Origin of the sequence: Vreelandella neptunia (assembly GCF_022489065.1) — a bacterium.
Lineage (GTDB): Bacteria > Pseudomonadota > Gammaproteobacteria > Pseudomonadales > Halomonadaceae > Vreelandella > Vreelandella neptunia_A.
This window is the reverse complement of the sequence record NZ_JAKVTW010000001.1, coordinates 20,531-40,171: the sequence shown is the minus strand read 5'-3', so window position 1 is coordinate 40,171 and position 19,641 is coordinate 20,531. Positions and strand designations below refer to the sequence as shown.

Below are 19,641 nucleotides of genomic sequence, written 5' to 3'. Positions count from 1 at the left end.
CGTCAGGCTTTAAATGCCGATAATATTAGCAAAAATGGAACCTATTTAGGTTCCATTTTCGCTACTCACCAACGTTAGAACTGATAGCGTACATTCGCTGTCACGTTGCGACGACTGCCGTAGCCACAATCACCGCCTTCATAGCGGCACCAGGAAATAGTCTCATCGTCGGTTAGGTTTTTAACATCCACCGAGAAATCCCATTCGCCCATGGTGTAACCCACCATAGCGTCGTATAGGGTGCTGGAGGGAACCACCGGTGAGCCACCGAAGCCCACGTTATCACCCACATAGCGTACGCCTGCCCCCACCCGCCAGTTATTACCTACATAGAGCCGGTTCCACCAGGAAGCTTGCTCTTCTGCCACAGCGGATAGGCGCTCACCGGTACTATCATCAGTGGCATTCAAATTGGTGTAAGCCAGTTGAGTCTCAAAGTTCTGCCAGCGCTTATTCACCTGTAACTCCCAGCCGTCAACCACTGCACCAGTTTGCTCGACACCACCTGGCGTTACACCATCACTAACGCGGTTCTGCTGGGTGATATCAAAGTAGGCCGCACTGATGGCTAATGATTTATCGGGTGATAGGTATTTGATCCCCGCCTCTTGCTGGTCTCCCGTAGTGGGGTCAAGCGCATTCGCTGCCGCCGTGCCATCCGTCCCCAAATTCATGGTGAAGGCTTCGGAATAGCTGATATAGGGAGAAACGCCATTATCAAAGCGATACATGAACCCTAAACGCCCGGTCGTCGCTTCTTGGTCACTGACGGTATCAGGCCCTGCAAGCGCAAGGGTGCGATTTTCTGCCCAGTCGTGACGTAGCCCAGCAGACACGACCACTCGGCCCAGCTCGATATGGTCGCTCAGGTAAACACCTACCTGTTCAATTTCATTATCTGGCCGGTCAGTGGGGTTCAACGCATCTAGCTGCAAATTACCGTACTGGGGATTGTAGATATCGATAGTGCCGCCTAAACCAGCACCCGAGAAGTAGTTGTCCTGCTCCCAGCGAGCATCCTGCCGGTCAAGCCCGACGACCATCGTGTGCTTAGTCGCGCCGAGCTCAAACTCCCCTTCCATACGCGCATCTAAGTTGAGAATTTGGGTGGCGGCATCGGCAGTAAAAATCGTCCGCGACACGTTACCGTCAGCATCAGGCACACTGGGAATATCGACCCAATGCTCGCGGGTTTCCGTACTCGAGTCGGTATAGCGGGCGGTGGCTGCAAACGCCCAGTTATCATTTAACTGATGATCAAAAAACAGCGTGGTTTCTGTTTTCTCACCATCATAACGATCCCAACCCGGCTCGCCGACAAATCGCTCAGAACCGATAAAACCCTGGGAACCTGGCTGTAATGTACCCGCCTGAGGTAAAAACTGAGCAGAGACGTGGCTGTCACTCTCCTGCCGATTAACCAGTAGCGTAATGCTGGTGTCATCACTGGGGCGCCAGGTCAATGACGGGGCTATGAAGTAGCTGTCATCTTCAACGTGATCAACCTGGGTATCGCTATCGCGCTGCAACCCCACCAGACGGTAAAGCAGCTTACCATCTTCATCGGCGGCACCGGTAAAATCAAACCCCAACTGCTTACGATTGTGAGAGCCGTACTGCGCCCAGATTTCACCGCTGCGCTGCTCCTCAGGCAGTTTGGAAACGCCGTTAATCACCCCACCTAAATCTGCCTGTCCATAAAGCATTGAAGATGGGCCACGTAGCACTTCTACACTTTCCAGCGCGTACACATCACTACGTACACTATTGTAAGAGCCATAAATCTGGCGCAGACCATCTAGGTAGCGGCCAGCTTCAAGGCCACGCACTGTCGCGCTATCAATTCGGGTATCAAAACCGTAGTTGCCCGCGTTAACGCCGGGAGTGTACAGCAGCGCTTCTTGGATATTTTTAGCACCGCTGTCCTGGATAAATTCTTCATCAACCACCGACATTGAAAAAGGCTGCTCATTGATCGGCACATTCATTTTGCCGACGCTGGGCGCCTCTTCCATCTCGATATAGCCAAATTGGCCCGCTGATGCTGCCGTTACCTCGACAGTATCTAGCTCAACAGCGGGAGCGGTTGATCCTTCTTGAGCGACCGCATAGGCGGAAGCACCGAATATAGAGGCGAGCGCTATGGCGCTTCTCAGCTTGCTCAAACGAAAGCATGGTGTGTGCATGTAGATCCCAAGGCAAATACTAACATGAATGATAGTGATTTTTATTTGCGCAAATATAAGGATCTCATTACATTGTGTCAACTGACTGCTTGGTTATGCAGCTTGGCCTAACTATTGACCACGAACACCCTCTAAGCTGGATTGGCCGCTCTCTGCATGACGCTTAACAACGCTTAACGAGCCGTCTGTTTCTAATACGACGGCTTCTACGGCGGTTACATCACTAAGGCCACTACTACGGATGGCAGAAAGCACTTCGTGTTGGGTTACCCGCGCTTTTCGCAGTGAAGTTAATAGAAACTCGCCCTGATAGAGCAGCATCAATGGCTCGCCGGTCACTAATCGGCGCACCCACCGAAACCGCACACTGGTCCAGGTAATTATAAATTGAAGTGAAATCAGCAACGCTAACGCGACAGCTCCCTCCGCCAAGGCCACATCTTTAGATAGCAATACAGTCGCCAGCGTGGAACCTAGTGCGACCGTTACAATTAAGTCGAAGGCGTTCATTTTCGAAAGCGTGCGGTTGCCTGAAAGGCGTAGGAAGAGAATCAGCGTGGCGTACGCCAATAAACCAATAACCAGAATACGTAACAGGCTGCCCCAGCCATTAAAAAATACCATTTCCATATGCACTTTCTCCTTGAACACTTAGCGATAGGCCAAAAGTTTGCTCACCACAGCCTAGGCTAACAGCCCCAGGCCTATTGTGTACGCTAGCAGCCTGTCGGACTTAACACTGATCTACTGCGAATCCCGGTATTTTGGCCAACTTTATTCGATGGATTTCGTTAAATAGCGCGCTAATCGCCTCAATCGATCGATAAATTTGGCTCAAAACTCGTGCTTCTCGCGACGATCGGTCAAGCCCAACAGGCTGCTAGAAAGATTTAGTGTTGGCTCTCCCACCACTTGGCATAGGAACTATTATGGGGCGCAAAGCCGCCTTCATCAGGGGCATCATCATCCCACCACACAGGGCCACGCTCACCTAATGCTTCTTTAGCAGCTTGAACCGCTTCACGGGCTTGGCGCAGCGCATCGTCATCTTCTTGCTGTTGGGCCGTTCTGACGGCCCGGCGGGCTTTCATCAACGCTTTGATATGGATACGCTTTTTCTCTTCATCCAGGCGCGGGTCAGTGCAGCGCCACAGGCGATTTTTGGCCACAAAGTAGCGGCCATCAGGTGTGTGAGGGTATTTATTAGCCATAAGCTAGCACCTACGGAGAACTATGTAAGTAGCGAATTACCTTACAAGGATTACCTGCCGCAAATACATCTGCGGGAATATCCTTGGTCACGACACTGCCAGCGCCAATCACACTGCGCTCGCCCACCGTAATACCAGGATTAATGATCACGCTACCGCCAATCCAACAGTCATTGCCGATAGTGATGGGATGACCAGCTTCTAAACCGCTGCAACGCAGTTGTGCATCCAATGGATGCGTGGCGGTGTACAGTTGGACGTTAGGACCAAACAAGACATTGTTGCCGATCGTCACCCAGGCAACATCGAGCACCACACAGTTAAAATTGAAGAAAACGTTATTACCTAATGCGATGTGTTCCCCATAGTCGCAGTAGAAAGGGGGCTCAATCCATAATTTGCTGCCCGCATTAGGCAACAGCTGCTGCAAGAGCGATGTACGTTCAGCGCAATCGTCATCACGGGTAGCGTTAAGTGCTTGCATGGTTAGCCGCGCCTTTCGGCGCAGCATTAGCAACTCTTCGTCCTGGGCGTTGTACCACTCCCCCGCCAGCATTTTTTCACGCTCAGTCATGGTGGAGCCTTTCGTAACTGTGTCTAAAAACGCCGGGATAACGTGATGGCCCCAAACTTGTCCTGCTCTTCCTGGCCATCGAACTCACGAGAACGTTGAACAGCCGCGTAGGTCACTTGCCAGTCTTCCCAAGCCAGCGCCAGGCCTGCAGAGATGTCACCTACCCACTCTTTACGGTCAACCGAGTGGCTGTCTCTGAACGTATTGCCATCCAGCGTCAGGTTTTGCGCCATGTAATAGCCGTCTACGCTGGCAAACAGATACCACTGCCACCCCTCTTTACCGGTCATATGGTAGCGGCTACCAGGGTTTGGCGTGAGCGTAGGAATACCGGGCGCCTCGTCGCCCCAGCGCACGCTGTATCCAGCGCCTGCATAGGTGTAAAGATTACCCAAAGCGGCGCTTACACTAGGTCCGTGAGCAAACTGCTTGCCAATAAACGGGGAGCTATGCCACCACTGACGACGCATAGCAACGTTCACAATGGCTTCATCTCCAAGCTGATTATTCCAACCGCTTGGGCGATCACTTTCAGTGACACGGTGAACTTCTCGCTGAATACTATCGGCCAGTGAGGAAGGCCCTACCAAACCAATATCCAGATGCAGATCAGTCGCTTGGCGCCAATTGCCCATCGGCACGTCTTCATAAAGCGAAATCCCACCGTAAACGAGACCAGCATAGGGGCGATCATCTTCAATCAACCGACGTTCTTCAATATTATTCGGCGTATAAATCTGATGCACCAAACGATAAGCGGCCATATCGGCGCTGCCGATCAAGCTATCGGGAAGCGCCGTCGCTAAGCGCTGCATCCAGTTTTCTTCACTGGGCTCAAAGGTCCAGTTAAGCTCAAAGCCGCTGGTAAAATGGCCATCATCACTGCTGGCCATGCCATCATTTTCGTGCTTGACCGAAAAGACGCGATCGTCTGCCTGGCTAAGCATCGGTAGCAGGCTCATGGCAGCTACTAACGGGAGTAACTGCCAATGAGAAGGGGAATTTACTTTCATTGCTCGTTCCTTGAGATTAACCGGAAGGCTTTTTTTGAGACTAGTTTTTGAGGCTGGTTTTCGAGACTGCTTTTTTAAGAACAGCAACAAACATTGTTGATTGTATGTAATTGTGCAAAAAGATAGCAAGCACACTTTTAAAAAAATAAGGGATGACCTTTGAGTCATCCCTTTCTCGATTAAGCGCTTCGATTTAAAATTCGATTCTATAGCTTAGTAGAATAGACGAAAGTCTGATATTTGCTAGCGATCGCGCAGCAGCCACTGCGGGGTAATCTCATGCTGCCCCTGCTCATCCGTAATAAATAGCGATCCTTCGCTAATCATCACCGCCCAATTAATCGCTCTGGGCAGATCTTTAGCAATGGTGGCAAGCGCCTCTTGTGGTAGCCCCGCTACATGCACATTTTTCAGCGATGCCACGCTGGGCAGCACTTTGCTCTCCCACATATCTACCCGACCATAGGCGAGCAGCGATACCCGCTCTGCCCGGCGCGAGCACCAGGTAATCCGTTCAGCATCAGGCAGGCCAACTTCAATCCAGTGCAGCAAGCGGCCATCAAGACTCTTTTCCCATAGGGCCGGTTCATCCACGTCGGAAAGCCCCCGCCCAAAGGCGAGGGTCTCGCTGTACCAAAGCACATAGGCGAGTAAGCGCGCGGTCATGCGCTCTTCGGTCTCTGATGGGTGACGAGCCACGGTAAAGCGCAGCGTTTCATACACCCCGTGATCCAGGTCGGTCAGATTAATATCAACTTTATAGGGCGTTGCACTGAGAGCCATTGCAGTTTCCAAACGAAATTTTGCGCCAGTGTACCTGATGCAGCGTATCACCGGTGAATTGCCAAGCAGGTTAAGCCTTCCGGTAATCGGCCTTAAGGGTGCCATTTTTTAGCGTTTCGGCTTCGTGCATAGGTTCGCGCCATGTCTCTTCTAGCGCGGATTGATACCACGCCAGCATAGCAGGGAGCGCTAACAAGCGATCGACATATTTCTGGGAGGCGACACTCACCGGTAGATTAAATGTCTGTACACGAAAGGCCACCGGGGCATAAAAAGCATCCACCGCAGTGAAGTGCTCACCCGCTAAAAAAGGCCCACCAAAGCGCTCAAGCCCCTGTTGCCATAGTGTATCCAGGCGAGCCACATCGGTCTTGAGCTTAGCCGATAACTCATTTAACTCAACCCGTACGCCGCAGTTCATTGAACAATCATCGCGCAGGGCGCCAAAGCCGCTGTGCATTTCAGCCGAGGCAGAGCGCGCCCAGGCGCGGGCGGTTTTATTTGTCGGCCAAACGTTGAGGTATTGCTCGGCCAAATACTCAACAATCGCCAGCGAATCCCACACCGCCAGATCACCCTCACTTTCCACTAAACAGGGCACTAAGCCCGATGGCGAAAAGCGGGTATAAACGTCATGGCTAGCGCCAAAACCGCCTTCAAAAGGCATGAGATGTTCGTTGAACGGAATTTCCAATACTTTCATCAACACCCAAGGGCGCAGCGACCAAGAGGAGTAGTTCTTGTTAGCGATATAGAGATCAAACATGCAGCGCTCCTTAAGGTGTTGAGATTAACAATCATACCTAGCACAACGGCTACCTAGACATGTTTTCGAGAATAAAACGGGGGTGGCGCAAGCGCCACCCCCTAAATAAGTAAAACTATAATTAATCAAACCTTAGAAGTTCGGTTTGCGCTTCTCGACAAATGCGGCCATGCCCTCTTTTTGCTCTTCACCGGCAAAGCAGAAGGCAAACAGACTGGTTTCCAGCGCCAGCGCGCTATCCAGGTCTTGATCCATGCCGTCGTGAACTGCCTGCTTGGCGCCGCGCACTGACTGTGGGCCGTTACCTTTGAGTTGTTTGGTGAGCTCTTCAACGTAGCTCTCCAGCTCCGCTTGCGGCATCACGCGGTTTACTAGGCCGATACGTAGCGCTTCTTGAGCATCGATTTTGCGCCCGGTAGTGACCAGATCAATCGCCATGGCAGGCCCGACGCGGCGTGGCAGGCGCTGGGTTCCGCCAAAACCGGGGATAACGCCCAGCAGTACTTCTGGTTGGCCGAATACCGCGTTGTCGCTGGCTACGGCCCAGTCGCAGGCCAGTGCCAGTTCGCAGCCGCCGCCAAGGCAAAACCCGTTCACCAGCGCGACCACCGGCACGGGCAGCGTCTCTAGGCGTTTAATGGTACGCAGCGCTTGGCTGGCAAAGGCCCGCGCCTCTTCGGGTGTTTTAGCGCGCATTTCAGTGATATCAGCACCAGCCACGAAGGACTTCTCGCCCGCGCCGGTAATCACTACACCGCGTAGAGTGGGATGAGACTCAAGTTCTACTAAGTGCGCTTCCAGCGCGGCGAGCACTTCGCTGTTCAAGGCATTCAGAGCTTTAGGGCGATTGATGGTCAGACGCACCATCCCATCGTTATCAACCTTCTCGATCACTGCTTCGCTCATAGCGGGCTCCTTATTCGATTTGTTATTGCACATTAAAAATGGTTACCACCCACCCTAGCGAACGCTTGGTTGAGTGGCAATGACTCCTTTATGCCGTGCTCTTCCGTTCAGTGCAAGCTAGTCGTAGTGATAAAAACCTCGCCCGGTTTTACGGCCAAGATAGCCTGCGGCGACCATACGCTTAAGCAGTGGGCAAGGGCGATATTTAGGATCGCCAAAGCCCTCTTGAAGCACTTCCATAATCGCCAGGCAGACATCCAGGCCGATCAAATCCCCCAGCGCCAACGGCCCCATGGGGTGAGCCGCCCCCAGCTTCATGGCTTCATCAACCGCTTCAGGTGTCGCGGTTCCCTCTTGAACGATAAACGCCGCTTCGTTGATCATCGGCACCAACAGGCGATTCACTGCGAAACCCGGTGCGTCGCCTACCGGCACAGCGGTCTTGCCCAGCGCCTTCGCGAGGGTTTTGATCTCGGTCACGGTCGCGTCTGAGGTTTGCTCGGCGCGAATCACTTCCACCAATTTGAGCACCGGCACAGGGTTAAAGAAGTGCATGCCCACCACGCGCTCGGGATGCTCGCAAACCGCCGCCAACCGGGTGAGCGACAGTGACGAGGTGTTGGAGGCTAAAATAGCCGTGGTGCTCATTTGGCTAAGATCACGAAATAGCTTCTCTTTGAGTTCGGGCTGTTCGGGGGCCGCCTCGATAATGATCGCGCAGTCGCTGAGAGCATTGAGTGTGGTAGTGGTCGATAGACGGGCGAGAGCGTCACTTTTATCCGCCTCGCTGATCTTCTCTTTAGTGACCAATTTACCCAAGCCTTTATCGATATTCGCCTTGGCGCGGCCAAGCTGCTCTTCGGCCACATCGTAAAGGCGCACGTTAAAGCCACTGGTAGCCACGACCTGTGCGATCCCCTGCCCCATGGTACCGGCGCCCACCACACCAATTTGTTGGTCACTCATGCTCGATCTCCCCTATTGATTATCACTACAAGCGGTTATCACTACTGGCGGTTATCACCGCCAGTGCTTATTTCTATTAGGGCTGGTCAATGATTTTTAGCTTCTTCACGCAAGACGAACTTTTGTATCTTGCCCGTCGAGGTTTTGGGCAGTTCGCTGAAAATGACTGTTTTAGGGACTTTGTAACTCGCCAGATGTTCACGGCAGTGGGCGATAATATCGGCCTCGGTGACTTCGCCGTAGCCCACTTTGAGCTTCACAAACGCACAGGGCGTTTCACCCCACTTCTCGTCAGGCTTGGCGACCACTGCGGCCTCTTCAACGGCGGGGTGGCCGTAAATGGCGTCTTCCACTTCGATGGTGGAGATGTTCTCTCCACCGGAAATAATGATGTCTTTCGAGCGGTCTTTGATTTCGATATAGCCATCCGGATGCCAAACCGCCAAGTCGCCGGTGTGGTACCAGCCACCCTCCAGCGCCTGCTCGGTGGCCTCTGGGTTCTTTAAATAGCCCTTCATAACGTTATTGCCGCGCATCAGTATTTCACCCATGGTTTTGCCATCCTTGGGGACTGGCTCCATGGTCAGCGGGTCGGCGACACACAGCGCTTCGAGCATATGGTAGCGCACACCCTGGCGGGCTTTGATTTTGGCCCGCGCTTCCAGTGGCAACTCATCCCACGCCTCGCGCCAGGCACACACGGTGACGGGGCCATACACTTCGGTTAGGCCATATACGTGAGTCACTTCAATGCCCAGCTTCTCGACCCCGGAAATCACTGAGGCTGGTGGCGCGGCACCGGCGGTGGTGACTTTCACCGGGTGATCGAACTGGCACTTATCTTCAGCAGGCAAGTTCACCAAACCATTAAGAATAATCGGCGCGCCGCTGAAGTGAGTGACCTTTTCATCGGCAATCAACTGCATGATCTTTTTCGGGTCGACGCGGCGCAGGCACACGTTGACCCCGGCGTTGGCGGCAATCGTCCAAGGGAAACACCAGCCGTTGCAGTGGAACATCGGCAGCGTCCACAGGTAGATCGGGTGGTGGGGCATCGCCCACTCCATGATATTACTTACCGCGTTAAGGTAAGCACCGCGGTGGTGATACACCACGCCTTTGGGTTTGCCGGTGGTGCCTGAAGTGTAGTTGAGCGAGATTGCATCCCACTCATCGGCAGGTAGCTGATAGGCGAAATCAGCGTCGCCCTCGTTCAGCAGCGCCTCATACTCAATGTCTCCAATGCCCTGTGTTTCACCGAGAAACTCAACATCGGCGACATCAATGATCAGCGGCTTGTGAGTTAGCTTGGCAACGGCTTGTTGGATGACCTCAGCAAACTCGGGGTCGACCAAAATGGCTTTCGCCTCGCCGTGCTCCAGCATATAGCTGATCGCCTCAGCGTCCAGGCGAATATTCAACGTATTCAATACACAGCCCGCCAGCGGCACGCCAAAGTGCGCCTCGAACATTGCAGGGATATTAGGCAGCATCGCCGCCACTGTTTGGCCTGGCTGAAGGCCCCGCCGCTGAAGTGCAGAGGCCAACTGACGACAGCGTGACCAGGATTGGCCCCACGTACGTCGCGTACTGCCATGAACCACCGCCGGGTAGTCGGGATAGATCGACGCGGAGCGTTCAATAAAGGTCAGCGGCGAAAGCGGTACGTGGTTAGCTGCGCTTTTGGGCAAGCCTTGCTCGAAAATGGTGGTCATGGTCGGCTCCTGGTTTTTTGATGTTGTTGAAAGCGTTCGTTTTAAGGGTGCGTTTTAAATAGTTGTTTTGATAGCCTAGAAACAGCACCGCCGCCTCTAGGGCGGCGGTGCTAGCTGATACATTAGCGTTAATGAACCTCAAACTCGCTTAAACACTGCATACCCGCCTCAATCACCGCACGCTGGGCGCGGCCTACGGGCAGCCATTGGGTGATAGCAAATTCGGCGCTGCGCATTTTGGTAGTATAGAAGGGATCATCGCTGCCGTTCTTAAGAGCAGCTTGGGCGCTAAGCGCCGCTTTGCCCATCTGCCAGGCACACAGCACATGACCCGCCAAGTTAAGAAACGGCGTGGCGTAGGCCTGCACCGCGTCTGCGCCGGTTTCTGGGTCACGGCCTTGTTCCAGCACCATCGCTTGGGCAGCGTTTAGGTCTTCAAGTCCGGCGGCCAAGCCACTGCCCAGCGCTTTCAGTGCGGGGTCAGCGTTGAGCTGCTCCACGGTGGCAGCAACCTCTTTCGATAGCGCGGTGAGCGCTTCGCCGTTGTCACGCTGGAGTTTACGCCCCGCCAAATCCAGTGCCTGAATGCCATTAGTGCCTTCATAGATAGGCGCAATCCGGGCATCGCGGAGCAGCTGGGCAGCCCCTGTCTCTTCCACATAGCCCATTCCGCCATGTACCTGAATCCCCATGGAGGCGATATCCACCGCTTGATCGGTAGAGAAGCTTTTGATTACCGGAATAAGAATATCGGCGCGGGCTTGAGCGGCGTTGCGAGCATCGCCGCTTTCAGCGTGGCGGGCGGCATCCAGCTCAGCGGCGCAGTAGAGTGCCAGGGCACGCAGCGCATCGGTACGCGAGCGCATCGAAAGCAGCATACGGCGTACGTCCAAGTGCTCGCTGATACTGCACTCAGCGCCGCCTCGTACTTTAGAAGCGCGCCCCTGGCGACGCTCCAACGCATAGGCAAAGGCGTGCTGGCAGGCGCGCTCGGCCACACCAATGCCCTGGATGCCAACTTTGTGGCGTGCCTCGTTCATCATGGTGAACATATGGTTAAGACCACGCCCCTCTTCACCGACTAAATAGCCAATGGCGCCGCCGTTTTCACCAAAGCTCAGGGTGCAGGTAGGTGAGCCATGAATGCCCAACTTATGCTCAATAGAGGCACAGGTAACATCGTTGCGCTCACCCAGTGAGCCATCTTCATTAACTAGGAACTTGGGCACCAAAAACAGCGAGATGCCCTTGTTGCCCTCCGGGGCATCAGGCTTGCGCGCAAGCACTAGATGGATAATATTTTCGGCAGCGTCGTGCTCGCCCCAGGTGATATAAATCTTTTGCCCACTGATGCGGTAGTGGTCGTTTTCAGGCACGGCGCGGGTGCGCACTTGGGAGAGATCCGACCCCGCCTGGGATTCGGTGAGGTTCATGGTGCCCGTCCAGGTGCCTTCCACCAGTTTGGGCAAGTAAGTCGCTTTTAATTCATCGCTGCCGTGATGGGCCAGTGCTTCAATGGCACCGGCGGTCAGCATGGGACAGAGCCCGAGTGCCATATTGGCGCCGTGAAGCATCTCCTGCACCGCGCTGGCGACCACTTCAGGTAAGTTCTGACCGCCTAGCGCTTCGGATACACCAATACCGTTCCAGCCGCCCTCGACATACGCTTGGTAAGCCGCCGCGAAGCCTTCCGGGGTCGTTACGCTACCATCGGTGTGGCGCTTGGCGCCCTGCTGGTCACCAATTTTGTTAAGCGGCCCCCAGACATCACCGGCCAGTTTAGCGGCTTCTTCGAGCACCGCTTCTACCAAGTCTGGCGTGGCTTCTTCGAAGCCCGGTAGGTTAAGCGAGCGGTGCGCTAGTAGCTCTTCGAGCACAAAGCGCAAATCGCGTATCGGCGCGGCGTAAACATTCATGGCGAACCTCGGGCTGAAAATAAAACAAATGTTTGAAAATGTACCTACGATAGTAGTAACACTCTCTCACATACACCATTAGCCCAAGGTATCAGCCGCTACCGGCTACGTCCTCATCTCGTTTTATTTATGCACACTTGTTTGCGCCACATCATCGTAATAGGTGATATGGCTTTCATCTTGCGCAGGCGGCCCTACTACCGGTTCGGCGGCATCGACGTCCCATACGGCATCGGATAGATCTTCGAGATGCTCATGTTCCAGCGCACCCTGTATCAACTCTTCCGTGACCACTAGCTCCGCACCGGCAGCGGTCATCGGCGTAGTAGGCGTAAACGGAGCCACCGGCACCGGCGCTGGGCGCACGCTGCGTCGCCAGGAGAAGAACATAACGAAGAACAGGCTCAGCGAGCCGAAGGCCCAGAACAGTCCCGCGTCACCCATTGCAGTCATAACGGGGGAAATCAACAGCGGACTGATGGTGGCGCCAATCGAGTTGATCAACAGTAGACCTTGGCTCATGCGGACAAGCGCCCCTGCTGGCGCCCGGTCAGCGGCATGGCTTACGGCCACGGGATAGAGTGCAAACACGCCACCACCCAGTAAGAACAGCAGTACCGCCAGCAGCGGCGTAGAAAGCGGCAGCCACAGTATCGCTGCTGAGATGAGGACACAGAAACCGCTGATGCCGATCAGGACCATTTGCCGGTCATGACGATCAGACCAGCGGCCAATTGGGTATTGCAGCAACATGGCCCCCATGATGAGCACCGCCATCATCTGGCCTACCTGGCTCACGCTCATACCATTACGCTGTAGATAAAGTGGCAACAGCGTGTAGGCCGCGGCGACCACCATACCCGAGCCTAAACTGCCCATGACGCCGGTGGGCGTCAGGGTAATCAAACGGTGAGGAGGGAGCGGTTCGGCGTGCTCCATAATCGGTGATACACGAGGAATCATCGCCATCGGCAGCACAGAAAGCGAGGCCAGTAGCCCTATCACCATAAAGGGTGCCGTTACGCCCATCGCATTCGTCACGCCTAACAGCAACTGGCCCAATACCCCGGCGGCATACAGCGAAATCATATACAGCGCCAACAGGCGGCCACGGACTCTTTGATCACCGGCGGTCAATAGCCAGCTCTCTATAACCAGATAAACCCCGACGGTGGCCCAGCCGCCGACCAAACGCAGCGCAAACCACGCCCAGGGGTCGAAGAACAAGCCTTGCAGTAACACGGTGACAGCAACTAACGAGGCAAAACTGCCATAGGCGCGAATGTGACCAATACGCAGCAACAGGCGATCATTCACCATTGCGCCTAAAGCTAAGCCGATAAAGTAAGCCGACGAGACAATACCGATCACCGTGGCCGATTCACCGGCAGCGTCTAGCCGCACGGTAATTAAGGTGGCAAGAAAACCGTTGCCTATCCCGAGGATGAATAGCCCTAAAAGGGGCGCCAGCGCCATGGCTAGCAGTTGCCGCGACATGAAAACCTCGTCTTGACGAAAAGTGGTGGAAAACAGGGGCTGAAAACAGGCGTGAAAAACGCTGAAAAATCTGTTCACAGTAACCGTTATCTCACCTGGCACATCACGTCAGGCAGGGATAGCGGCGCGCAATTATTGCCCCCAAGGGGGTAAAGTCAATGCTTTTCTAAGGTTACAATTGTTCACGTTAGCGTTTTGTATAGAATAACCGTGTCTGGCCCAGGAAATTCCACTACTAAACTATTCTTTTGAGCCCACCAACGAAAGGTCTCTTCACTAAAAAAGCTGATATGGGTGGGGTCGCTAATATAGTGCCAGCGGGCAAACGCTTCAGGGGTGGAGACCCGCTTGGTCATCAGCCCTAGATACCCCTCTGGCGCAAGCTGCGCGGCCAGTTGAGTAAGCACTTGGCCAGGCTGAGACAAGTGCTCAACCACTTCGGTAGCGGTAATAAAATCATATTTTTGTGTCAAAACTGAGGCATCGGGAGCGTAAAAGGGGTCGTAAAGGGCCATCGGGTGGCCCTGCTCGGTGAACATCACCGACAGTGTCGGCCCCGGCCCGGAACCAAAATCAAGCCCGCGCGCATTGGGCGGGAGCTTCGCTAACAACGGGGTAAATAAACGCCCTAGAAAGCGTCGATATCCCGTATCATGCGGCGAGTTTTGATGTTTATCGTATTCGGCCTTTTCTGCAGCGGCGCTCAAATGCTGCTCAGGGGGGACAAATACCAGCTTACACGTGGCACACTGGTAGTAGTCACGACGCCGATCCCGGTGGTAGAGCGCAATAGTGGATTCCGCGCAGAGCGGACAGCGGCGCATCATCGTATTCTCTGGCTTATCGTTATGTTTAAGGAAAGTGGCATGCTATCAGGTCTGGATCATCTTGTAGTCACCGTGACCGACATGGGTCGCGCCGTCGATTTTTACTCAAGGGTGTTAGGGCTAGACGTCCGTTATCGCGATGCTCAACGGGTCGATTTAATGCTCGGTGATACGGCGCTACGCCTGCATCAAACCGATACCGACATCGCCCCCATCTCAGCAACACCCACGCCGGGCAGTCTGGATTTATGCCTGCGTTGCCAATTGCCGCTGGACGAATTCAAACAGCACTTGGATGCGCTGGCCATTGACGTTGAGCTAGGCCCCGTTGCTCGCCAAGGCGCGAATGGGCCCATCGAGTCCATCTACCTGCGCGACCCGGACGGCAACCTGCTGGAAATATGCCGCCCCGCGACGCGTTAACGCCCAGTTACCCTTAGTGATAAGGCACTTAGCGCACGCTATCATAGAGCGCTTGAGCAACGCTGATTCAGCTCTGATACGGATTTATCGAAAGGAAACGTTATGCGAGATAATGCCAATGAGGCGCCGCTAGAAGGCGACGTTGTCAGCAAAGAGCGAAGCCATCAGCCCGACACCACGATGGCGATGGTGATCTACGCGCTCTACCTGGCCAGTTTTATCCTCGGCTTTACGTCGATTATTGGTGTGGTCATCGCCTATGTGTATAAAGGCAAAGGGCCCACGTGGTTAGACGAGCACTACCGCTATCAGATTCGGACGTTCTGGATTGGCTTGGTCTACGGTATCGTGTTTTCGATATTGACCTTGATTCTGATCGGTTTCCCGCTGCTACTGGCGCTTGCCGTTTGGCTGATTATCCGCTGCGTTAAAGGCTTCAAAGGGCTGCAAGAGAAACGCGCCCCCTCCAACGTAGATTCCTGGCTGTTTTAGATATGACGCAACAAACGGGCACCACCAGCGGGCGCTTCACCAAGGCCAGCGCCATCAGTTGGCTGTGGCGTCAGCTTTCACGTTGGCCGCTCACACGCCTATGGCGCATTTCCTCGGCGCTGGGGCCGCTGATCTACCTCACCAATAAACGCGAGCGCTGGGTAACCGAGCGTAATCTGTCTGTCGTTTATCCCGACCTCTCTACCGCTGAATGTAAAACCCTTGCCCAGCATAGCCTGCGCCACTCAGCGGCCACGATGTTAGAGCTGGGCCATGCCTGGATGGCGGAACCGCATAAAGTAGACGCCAGCATTTTAGCGGTATTTGGCCGCGACAAACTCGATAACGCCCGCACCGATGGCCGCGGCGTGATTGTACTCGCCCCGCACTTTGGCAATTGGGAAGTGCTTAACTTCTGGCTATCCAGCCACTTTCCATTCACTGCCATGTATGAGCCACCCAAAATCATCGATCTCGATCCAGTGATACGTCATGGTCGCGAGCGCATGGGGGCGAGCCTGGTGCCCACCAACCCCCGCGGGGTGGCGGCACTGCTCAAAGCGCTTAAACGCAGCGAAGCGATTGGCATACTGCCCGACCAAGAGCCGGACTGGGGCAGCGGCGTTTTCGCCCCCTTCTTTGGCCGCGACGCCTATACCGCCACACTGCTGCCTAAACTGGTCGCCCGTACCCAGGCAAGGGTGGTCACCGGCGTGGCGCTGCGGGTACCTGGCAAAGGGTTTGAAATTCATTTTCTGGAAGCCGATGAGCGCGTCTATAGCGATGATGATGTGCAGTCTGCCACGGGGGTCAATGCCAGTGTCGAGGCCGCGATTGGTCTGGACGCCGCGCAGTATCAGTGGGAGTACAAGCGCTATCGCAAAGTGGTACAAGAGCAGCAGAATCTATCCAACTTCCGCGACTTCCGACTTTATTAACAAGAGCTGACTGATAATGCAAAAAGAACTGCCTGGTGATGAAACACGCCCACCACAGATTATTTACGCGCTTTACCTGGCGGGCATCGTCACCGCTAACATCACCCTACTGATTGGCGTGGTGATTGCTTACGTCTACCGCAAAGACGCCGCTCAATGGCTGCAGCCGCACTACCGTTACCTAATCCGCACTTTCTGGATCGGCACCCTGTACGCCTGCATCGCCTTTGTGCTTAGCATTTTCATCGTTGGCACCCTGCTCTGGCCGCTGTTGGCCGTTTGGCTGGGCGTGCGCTGTGTACTCGGCTGGGTCGATGTACGCAAAGGCCGACCACCAGCGCGCCCTGCCAGCTGGCTCTGGTAAGCGCAGCCGTTATTCGTTGTTGTGTCGGGCGTAAACGTCATCCAAGCGCTCGATATCGTCTTCACCCAGATAGCTTCCCGACTGCACTTCAATCAGTTCAAGAGGAATCTTGCCGGTATTCTCCAGGCGATGCAGCGCGCCAATGGGAATATAGGTCGACTGATTTTCACTTACCAGGAAGCTCCGCTCCTCAAGCGTTACCCGCGCAGTGCCTCTTACCACAATCCAGTGCTCAGCGCGGTGATGATGGCGCTGCAGCGATAGCCGCCCGCCCGGCTTCACGGTAATGTGTTTGACCTGATAGCGCTCACCACTGTCCATCGCCTGAAAGCTGCCCCAAGGGCGCTGCACCTGAGGTGCAGAGCAGGGCTCGCTGCGCCCTGCCTTTGAAAGTGAAGCCACCAGTTGCTTCACCTGCTGCGCCTGATCACGATGGGCCACCAGCACGCTATCCGATGTCTCCACGACGATTAGATTTTGCACACCCAGCGTGGCCACGAGGCGGTGCTCCGCAAACACCAGCGAATCATGCGTATCGGTCAGCCACGCATCGCCTTTGGCGGCATTGCCCGCCCCATCAGGCTCAACGGTTGCCCACAACGCGTCGAAACTGCCAATATCACTCCAGGCGGCGGCCAAAGGCACCACGGCGGCGCGATCACAGTGCTCCATCACCGCATAGTCAATGGAGTCAGCTGGGCAACGGCCAAATGCTGCTTCGCCCAGGCGGAGAAAATCCAGGTCACGGTGCGCGGTGCTAACCGCCTCCTCGCAGGCTTCAAGCATTGTCGGCTGTAGCCGCTGTAACTGTTCCAGATAACTCGAGGCGCGCAGCAAGAACATACCGCTGTTCCATAGGTAATCACCGCTCTCGACTAACGCAGCAGCACACTGGGCGTCCGGTTTTTCAATAAAGGCCGCCAGATGATGCCCCCCTTCCAGCGGCTCGCCGCAGGCAATATAGCCGTACCCCGTTTCTGGCTGCGTCGGGACTACTCCAAAAGTGACCAGATAGCCCGCTTCGGCCAACGGCGCGGCGACTGCAACGCTGTACTGGAAAGCCAGAACATCCCCAATGGCATGGTCTGCCGGCAGCACCAATAGCAGCGGGTCTTCACCAGCGTGGCGAGCCAGCAGCGCCGCACAGGCAATGGCCGGGGCCGTATTACGACCTTCGGGTTCGAGCACGATGGTGGCATCTTGTTCGATTTCACGTAGCTGCTCGGCCATTAAAAAGCGGTGGCTATGGTGGCCCATCAGCATGGGGGCTGTGTCGGTTAATCCAGCTAGGCGGCTGAGGGTTTGCTGCAGCAAGCTTTGAGAAGAGGTTAAGCGCAAAAACTGTTTAGGCATCTGCTCTCGCGAGAGCGGCCAGAGCCGCGTGCCGCTACCGCCGCTTAAAATCACTGGCTGAATCATTGCTGCGTCCTTGTGGTCGTCCTTGTATCCGGGCGAGTGTCTGCATCATCTGCTAGCTCGCCAAAATCCTCCTGCAGCCAGTGGCGCAGTTGGCTCATTCTGGGGGCGTTTGGCGCTTGGCTGAGCGTTGGTCGAGTTCCCGCTACAAAGCCACGTGCCATAAACGGTGCCAATAGCGCGGGATCTCCACTGATAATATGCACCGGCACTGCCCCACTGGCGTAATCACCGGTAATTAATGGCGCCGCCTGATGATCGCCAAGCACTATCAATAGCGTGTTGTCGTCCACTACGCGCTCAGCCCAGCGTCCCGTTACCTTAATAGCGTAGTCCACCGACCAAGCATAATGCTCGCGAATCCGCTCAATGTCCTGCCAAAGAACTTCCGGTGGATCCCCGGCCCTTTCCCAAGGCGCAAAAATGCGCCCATCACCGATAGATGACCAATCATCCAATACAGGCAGAATGGGCGTCCAAGGGGCGTGACTGGAGATCAGTGCCAACTGGGCAAACAGTGGAGAGTCGCCGATTAAATGGCGTTGTGTGTAGTCGAGGGTAAATTGATCGGGCATGGTCACCCAGTTGAGCGCTGGCCCGGCGTAATCGATATCTTTGGCGGCGGCAATCTCATCGAAACCGTAGGCCTCGCCTTCCGGCCATGTCAGGGTAATAGCGGGCATTACCGCCAACGTTCGCTGCCCGGTGGCGCTGAAATCGTCGATCAACGTAGAGTGGCCGCTGTCTAGCATCAGTTGATACCACAGCTGGTTATCGATCCACCGCCCGCTTAGCGCCGTTGCGTGAGCCAACCAAGACTGTCCGCCACGGATCGGCGATTCCAACAACCCCGACACCACGTGGAGGTCACGCGCGGATAGCCGCTGCTCCATATCGGCCAGAGTAGGCAGCAGAACCTCCGCATAACGTGGGTCATCCAGTACCGAGACGCCGTAAGACTCAATAAAGGTCAGCAACACATTGCGCCCTTCGAGCCCTGGCAGCGGCTGACGCTCTAACGGCGCAGCCTCCAACTGTGCGGTAAAGGCAAGGCGTGCGGCGTGGGTATCGGTAATTTGCTGCCACTGAAAACGTGTGCTGTTCACCATCTGCAACCGAGCGCTATCCACCCACCGCACACCGTTAAGTTCAAGCGCAGCGCTAATGGTGGCAACGATCAACAGCATAAATGCTGCTATACCAGGAAGCCGTTTGAGCGTGTAACTAACGGGGGGAATTAGCAGACGGATTAACGCCAGGGTGATGCCAAGTAGCAAAGCAACACCCGCCAGCATGGCGCAGACTGCCAAAAACTGGCCAACATTACCGACTAGCAGGTGATAAACGGAGCGCAGCAATGGAAGATCGAGGTAGAGATTGAGTGAGCGGGCAAACGCCAAATGTGTCGCGGCCGTGCCTACGTTAGCGGCGGTTGCCAGCATGATCCAACTGACGAGCCCAATGCCCACAAGGCGGCGAACGTTGCCGACCGGAAGCAACAGCATAAGGGGCGCAATGATAAACGCCTCCCAGGCGATCAAGTGAGTCCCCATCTCTCCAAAACGCCACCAAAGGGGCGCTATGAGCAGAAAATTTAGCATGACTAACGTTAATAATAATCGACTCATCGCATTCTCATTTGTACCTG

General features: G+C 55.0%; 19 protein-coding genes. 4 read left to right on the top strand and 15 right to left on the bottom strand.

The window, feature by feature from the left end; all coding sequences use genetic code 11:
- Positions 1-74 precede the first annotated feature (74 nt).
- From MLE19_RS00175 to MLE19_RS00115, 13 genes are all read right to left on the bottom strand, one after another.
- Positions 75-2,186 (bottom strand): TonB-dependent siderophore receptor, encoded by a 2,112-nt coding sequence (locus MLE19_RS00175; RefSeq protein ID WP_240716059.1) that lies wholly within the window; start codon positions 2,184-2,186, stop codon positions 75-77.
- 111 nt (positions 2,187-2,297) lie between these two features.
- Complete coding sequence (locus MLE19_RS00170; protein WP_240716058.1) at positions 2,298-2,816, bottom strand: DUF421 domain-containing protein; 519 nt, start codon at positions 2,814-2,816, stop codon at positions 2,298-2,300.
- Positions 2,817-3,076: 260 nt separating this feature from the next.
- Entirely contained in the window at positions 3,077-3,397 is a 321-nt protein-coding gene (locus MLE19_RS00165; RefSeq protein WP_240716057.1) for a hypothetical protein, read from the bottom strand.
- A 10-nt stretch (positions 3,398-3,407) separates the two neighbouring features.
- Complete coding sequence (locus MLE19_RS00160) at positions 3,408-3,971, bottom strand: sugar O-acetyltransferase (RefSeq protein WP_240716056.1); 564 nt, start codon at positions 3,969-3,971, stop codon at positions 3,408-3,410.
- Between the two features lie 23 nt (positions 3,972-3,994).
- Positions 3,995-4,984 carry a lipid A deacylase LpxR family protein gene (locus tag MLE19_RS00155; RefSeq protein WP_240716055.1) on the bottom strand — a complete coding sequence of 330 codons (990 nt, stop codon included), beginning with the start codon at positions 4,982-4,984 and terminating at the stop codon, positions 3,995-3,997.
- A 243-nt stretch (positions 4,985-5,227) separates the two neighbouring features.
- Complete coding sequence (locus MLE19_RS00150) at positions 5,228-5,767, bottom strand: YaeQ family protein (RefSeq protein WP_240716054.1); 540 nt, start codon at positions 5,765-5,767, stop codon at positions 5,228-5,230.
- A gap of 70 nt (positions 5,768-5,837) precedes the next feature.
- A complete protein-coding gene (locus MLE19_RS00145; RefSeq protein ID WP_240716053.1) occupies positions 5,838-6,533 on the bottom strand; it encodes a glutathione S-transferase family protein in 696 nt (231 codons plus the stop codon).
- 132 nt (positions 6,534-6,665) lie between these two features.
- Complete coding sequence (locus MLE19_RS00140) at positions 6,666-7,439, bottom strand: enoyl-CoA hydratase/isomerase family protein (RefSeq protein ID WP_240716052.1); 774 nt, start codon at positions 7,437-7,439, stop codon at positions 6,666-6,668.
- 117 nt (positions 7,440-7,556) lie between these two features.
- Complete coding sequence (locus MLE19_RS00135; protein ID WP_240716051.1) at positions 7,557-8,405, bottom strand: 3-hydroxybutyryl-CoA dehydrogenase; 849 nt, start codon at positions 8,403-8,405, stop codon at positions 7,557-7,559.
- A gap of 86 nt (positions 8,406-8,491) precedes the next feature.
- Entirely contained in the window at positions 8,492-10,120 is a 1,629-nt protein-coding gene (locus tag MLE19_RS00130) for an acyl-CoA synthetase (protein ID WP_240716050.1), read from the bottom strand.
- Between the two features lie 128 nt (positions 10,121-10,248).
- Positions 10,249-12,036: an acyl-CoA dehydrogenase gene (locus MLE19_RS00125; RefSeq protein WP_240716049.1), complete on the bottom strand. Its 1,788-nt coding sequence runs from the start codon at positions 12,034-12,036 to the stop codon at positions 10,249-10,251.
- A 123-nt stretch (positions 12,037-12,159) separates the two neighbouring features.
- On the bottom strand, positions 12,160-13,533 hold the full coding sequence (locus MLE19_RS00120) for an MFS transporter (RefSeq protein ID WP_240716048.1): 1,374 nt from the start codon (positions 13,531-13,533) through the stop codon (positions 12,160-12,162).
- A 182-nt stretch (positions 13,534-13,715) separates the two neighbouring features.
- On the bottom strand, positions 13,716-14,360 hold the full coding sequence (locus MLE19_RS00115) for a class I SAM-dependent methyltransferase (RefSeq protein ID WP_240716047.1): 645 nt from the start codon (positions 14,358-14,360) through the stop codon (positions 13,716-13,718).
- Positions 14,361-14,399: 39 nt separating this feature from the next.
- On the opposite strand from MLE19_RS00115, the gene MLE19_RS00110 reads away from it, so the two are divergent.
- The 4 genes from MLE19_RS00110 to MLE19_RS00095 all read left to right on the top strand — a co-directional run bounded on the left by MLE19_RS00110 (position 14,400) and on the right by MLE19_RS00095 (position 16,577).
- Positions 14,400-14,783, top strand: a complete 384-nt coding sequence (locus MLE19_RS00110; protein WP_240716046.1) for a VOC family protein — start codon at positions 14,400-14,402, stop codon at positions 14,781-14,783.
- A gap of 102 nt (positions 14,784-14,885) precedes the next feature.
- Positions 14,886-15,275: a DUF4870 family protein gene (locus tag MLE19_RS00105; RefSeq protein WP_240716045.1), complete on the top strand. Its 390-nt coding sequence runs from the start codon at positions 14,886-14,888 to the stop codon at positions 15,273-15,275.
- Positions 15,276-15,277: 2 nt separating this feature from the next.
- The gene (locus tag MLE19_RS00100; RefSeq protein WP_240716044.1) at positions 15,278-16,213 is read left to right on the top strand and encodes a lysophospholipid acyltransferase family protein; all 936 of its coding nucleotides are present in this window, start codon (positions 15,278-15,280) and stop codon (positions 16,211-16,213) included.
- 16 nt (positions 16,214-16,229) lie between these two features.
- The gene (locus MLE19_RS00095; protein ID WP_240716043.1) at positions 16,230-16,577 is read left to right on the top strand and encodes a hypothetical protein; all 348 of its coding nucleotides are present in this window, start codon (positions 16,230-16,232) and stop codon (positions 16,575-16,577) included.
- Between the two features lie 9 nt (positions 16,578-16,586).
- Here MLE19_RS00095 and MLE19_RS00090 read toward each other — a convergent pair whose 3' ends face one another.
- Both MLE19_RS00090 and MLE19_RS00085 read right to left on the bottom strand, forming a co-directional pair.
- Complete coding sequence (locus MLE19_RS00090) at positions 16,587-17,996, bottom strand: mannose-1-phosphate guanylyltransferase/mannose-6-phosphate isomerase (RefSeq protein WP_240716042.1); 1,410 nt, start codon at positions 17,994-17,996, stop codon at positions 16,587-16,589.
- On the bottom strand, positions 17,993-19,621 hold the full coding sequence (locus MLE19_RS00085) for an alkaline phosphatase (protein WP_240716041.1): 1,629 nt from the start codon (positions 19,619-19,621) through the stop codon (positions 17,993-17,995). Before MLE19_RS00085 ends, MLE19_RS00090 begins: the two co-directional genes overlap by 4 nt.
- Positions 19,622-19,641 lie beyond the last annotated feature (20 nt).

Coding starts and splice junctions, on each gene's coding strand:
- MLE19_RS00170 (WP_240716058.1), bottom strand. CDS start 2,816: ATGGAAATGGTATTTTTTAATGGCTGGGGCAGCCTGTTACGTATTCTG.
- MLE19_RS00115 (WP_240716047.1), bottom strand. CDS start 14,360: ATGATGCGCCGCTGTCCGCTCTGCGCGGAATCCACTATTGCGCTCTAC.
- MLE19_RS00110 (WP_240716046.1), top strand. CDS start 14,400: ATGCTATCAGGTCTGGATCATCTTGTAGTCACCGTGACCGACATGGGT.
- MLE19_RS00150 (WP_240716054.1), bottom strand. CDS start 5,767: ATGGCTCTCAGTGCAACGCCCTATAAAGTTGATATTAATCTGACCGAC.
- MLE19_RS00085 (WP_240716041.1), bottom strand. CDS start 19,621: ATGAGTCGATTATTATTAACGTTAGTCATGCTAAATTTTCTGCTCATA.
- MLE19_RS00090 (WP_240716042.1), bottom strand. CDS start 17,996: ATGATTCAGCCAGTGATTTTAAGCGGCGGTAGCGGCACGCGGCTCTGG.
- MLE19_RS00105 (WP_240716045.1), top strand. CDS start 14,886: ATGCGAGATAATGCCAATGAGGCGCCGCTAGAAGGCGACGTTGTCAGC.
- MLE19_RS00155 (WP_240716055.1), bottom strand. CDS start 4,984: ATGAAAGTAAATTCCCCTTCTCATTGGCAGTTACTCCCGTTAGTAGCT.
- MLE19_RS00145 (WP_240716053.1), bottom strand. CDS start 6,533: ATGTTTGATCTCTATATCGCTAACAAGAACTACTCCTCTTGGTCGCTG.
- MLE19_RS00120 (WP_240716048.1), bottom strand. CDS start 13,533: ATGTCGCGGCAACTGCTAGCCATGGCGCTGGCGCCCCTTTTAGGGCTA.
- MLE19_RS00165 (WP_240716057.1), bottom strand. CDS start 3,397: ATGGCTAATAAATACCCTCACACACCTGATGGCCGCTACTTTGTGGCC.
- MLE19_RS00100 (WP_240716044.1), top strand. CDS start 15,278: ATGACGCAACAAACGGGCACCACCAGCGGGCGCTTCACCAAGGCCAGC.
- MLE19_RS00135 (WP_240716051.1), bottom strand. CDS start 8,405: ATGAGTGACCAACAAATTGGTGTGGTGGGCGCCGGTACCATGGGGCAG.
- MLE19_RS00140 (WP_240716052.1), bottom strand. CDS start 7,439: ATGAGCGAAGCAGTGATCGAGAAGGTTGATAACGATGGGATGGTGCGT.
- MLE19_RS00175 (WP_240716059.1), bottom strand. CDS start 2,186: ATGCACACACCATGCTTTCGTTTGAGCAAGCTGAGAAGCGCCATAGCG.
- MLE19_RS00095 (WP_240716043.1), top strand. CDS start 16,230: ATGCAAAAAGAACTGCCTGGTGATGAAACACGCCCACCACAGATTATT.
- MLE19_RS00125 (WP_240716049.1), bottom strand. CDS start 12,036: ATGAATGTTTACGCCGCGCCGATACGCGATTTGCGCTTTGTGCTCGAA.
- MLE19_RS00130 (WP_240716050.1), bottom strand. CDS start 10,120: ATGACCACCATTTTCGAGCAAGGCTTGCCCAAAAGCGCAGCTAACCAC.
- MLE19_RS00160 (WP_240716056.1), bottom strand. CDS start 3,971: ATGACTGAGCGTGAAAAAATGCTGGCGGGGGAGTGGTACAACGCCCAG.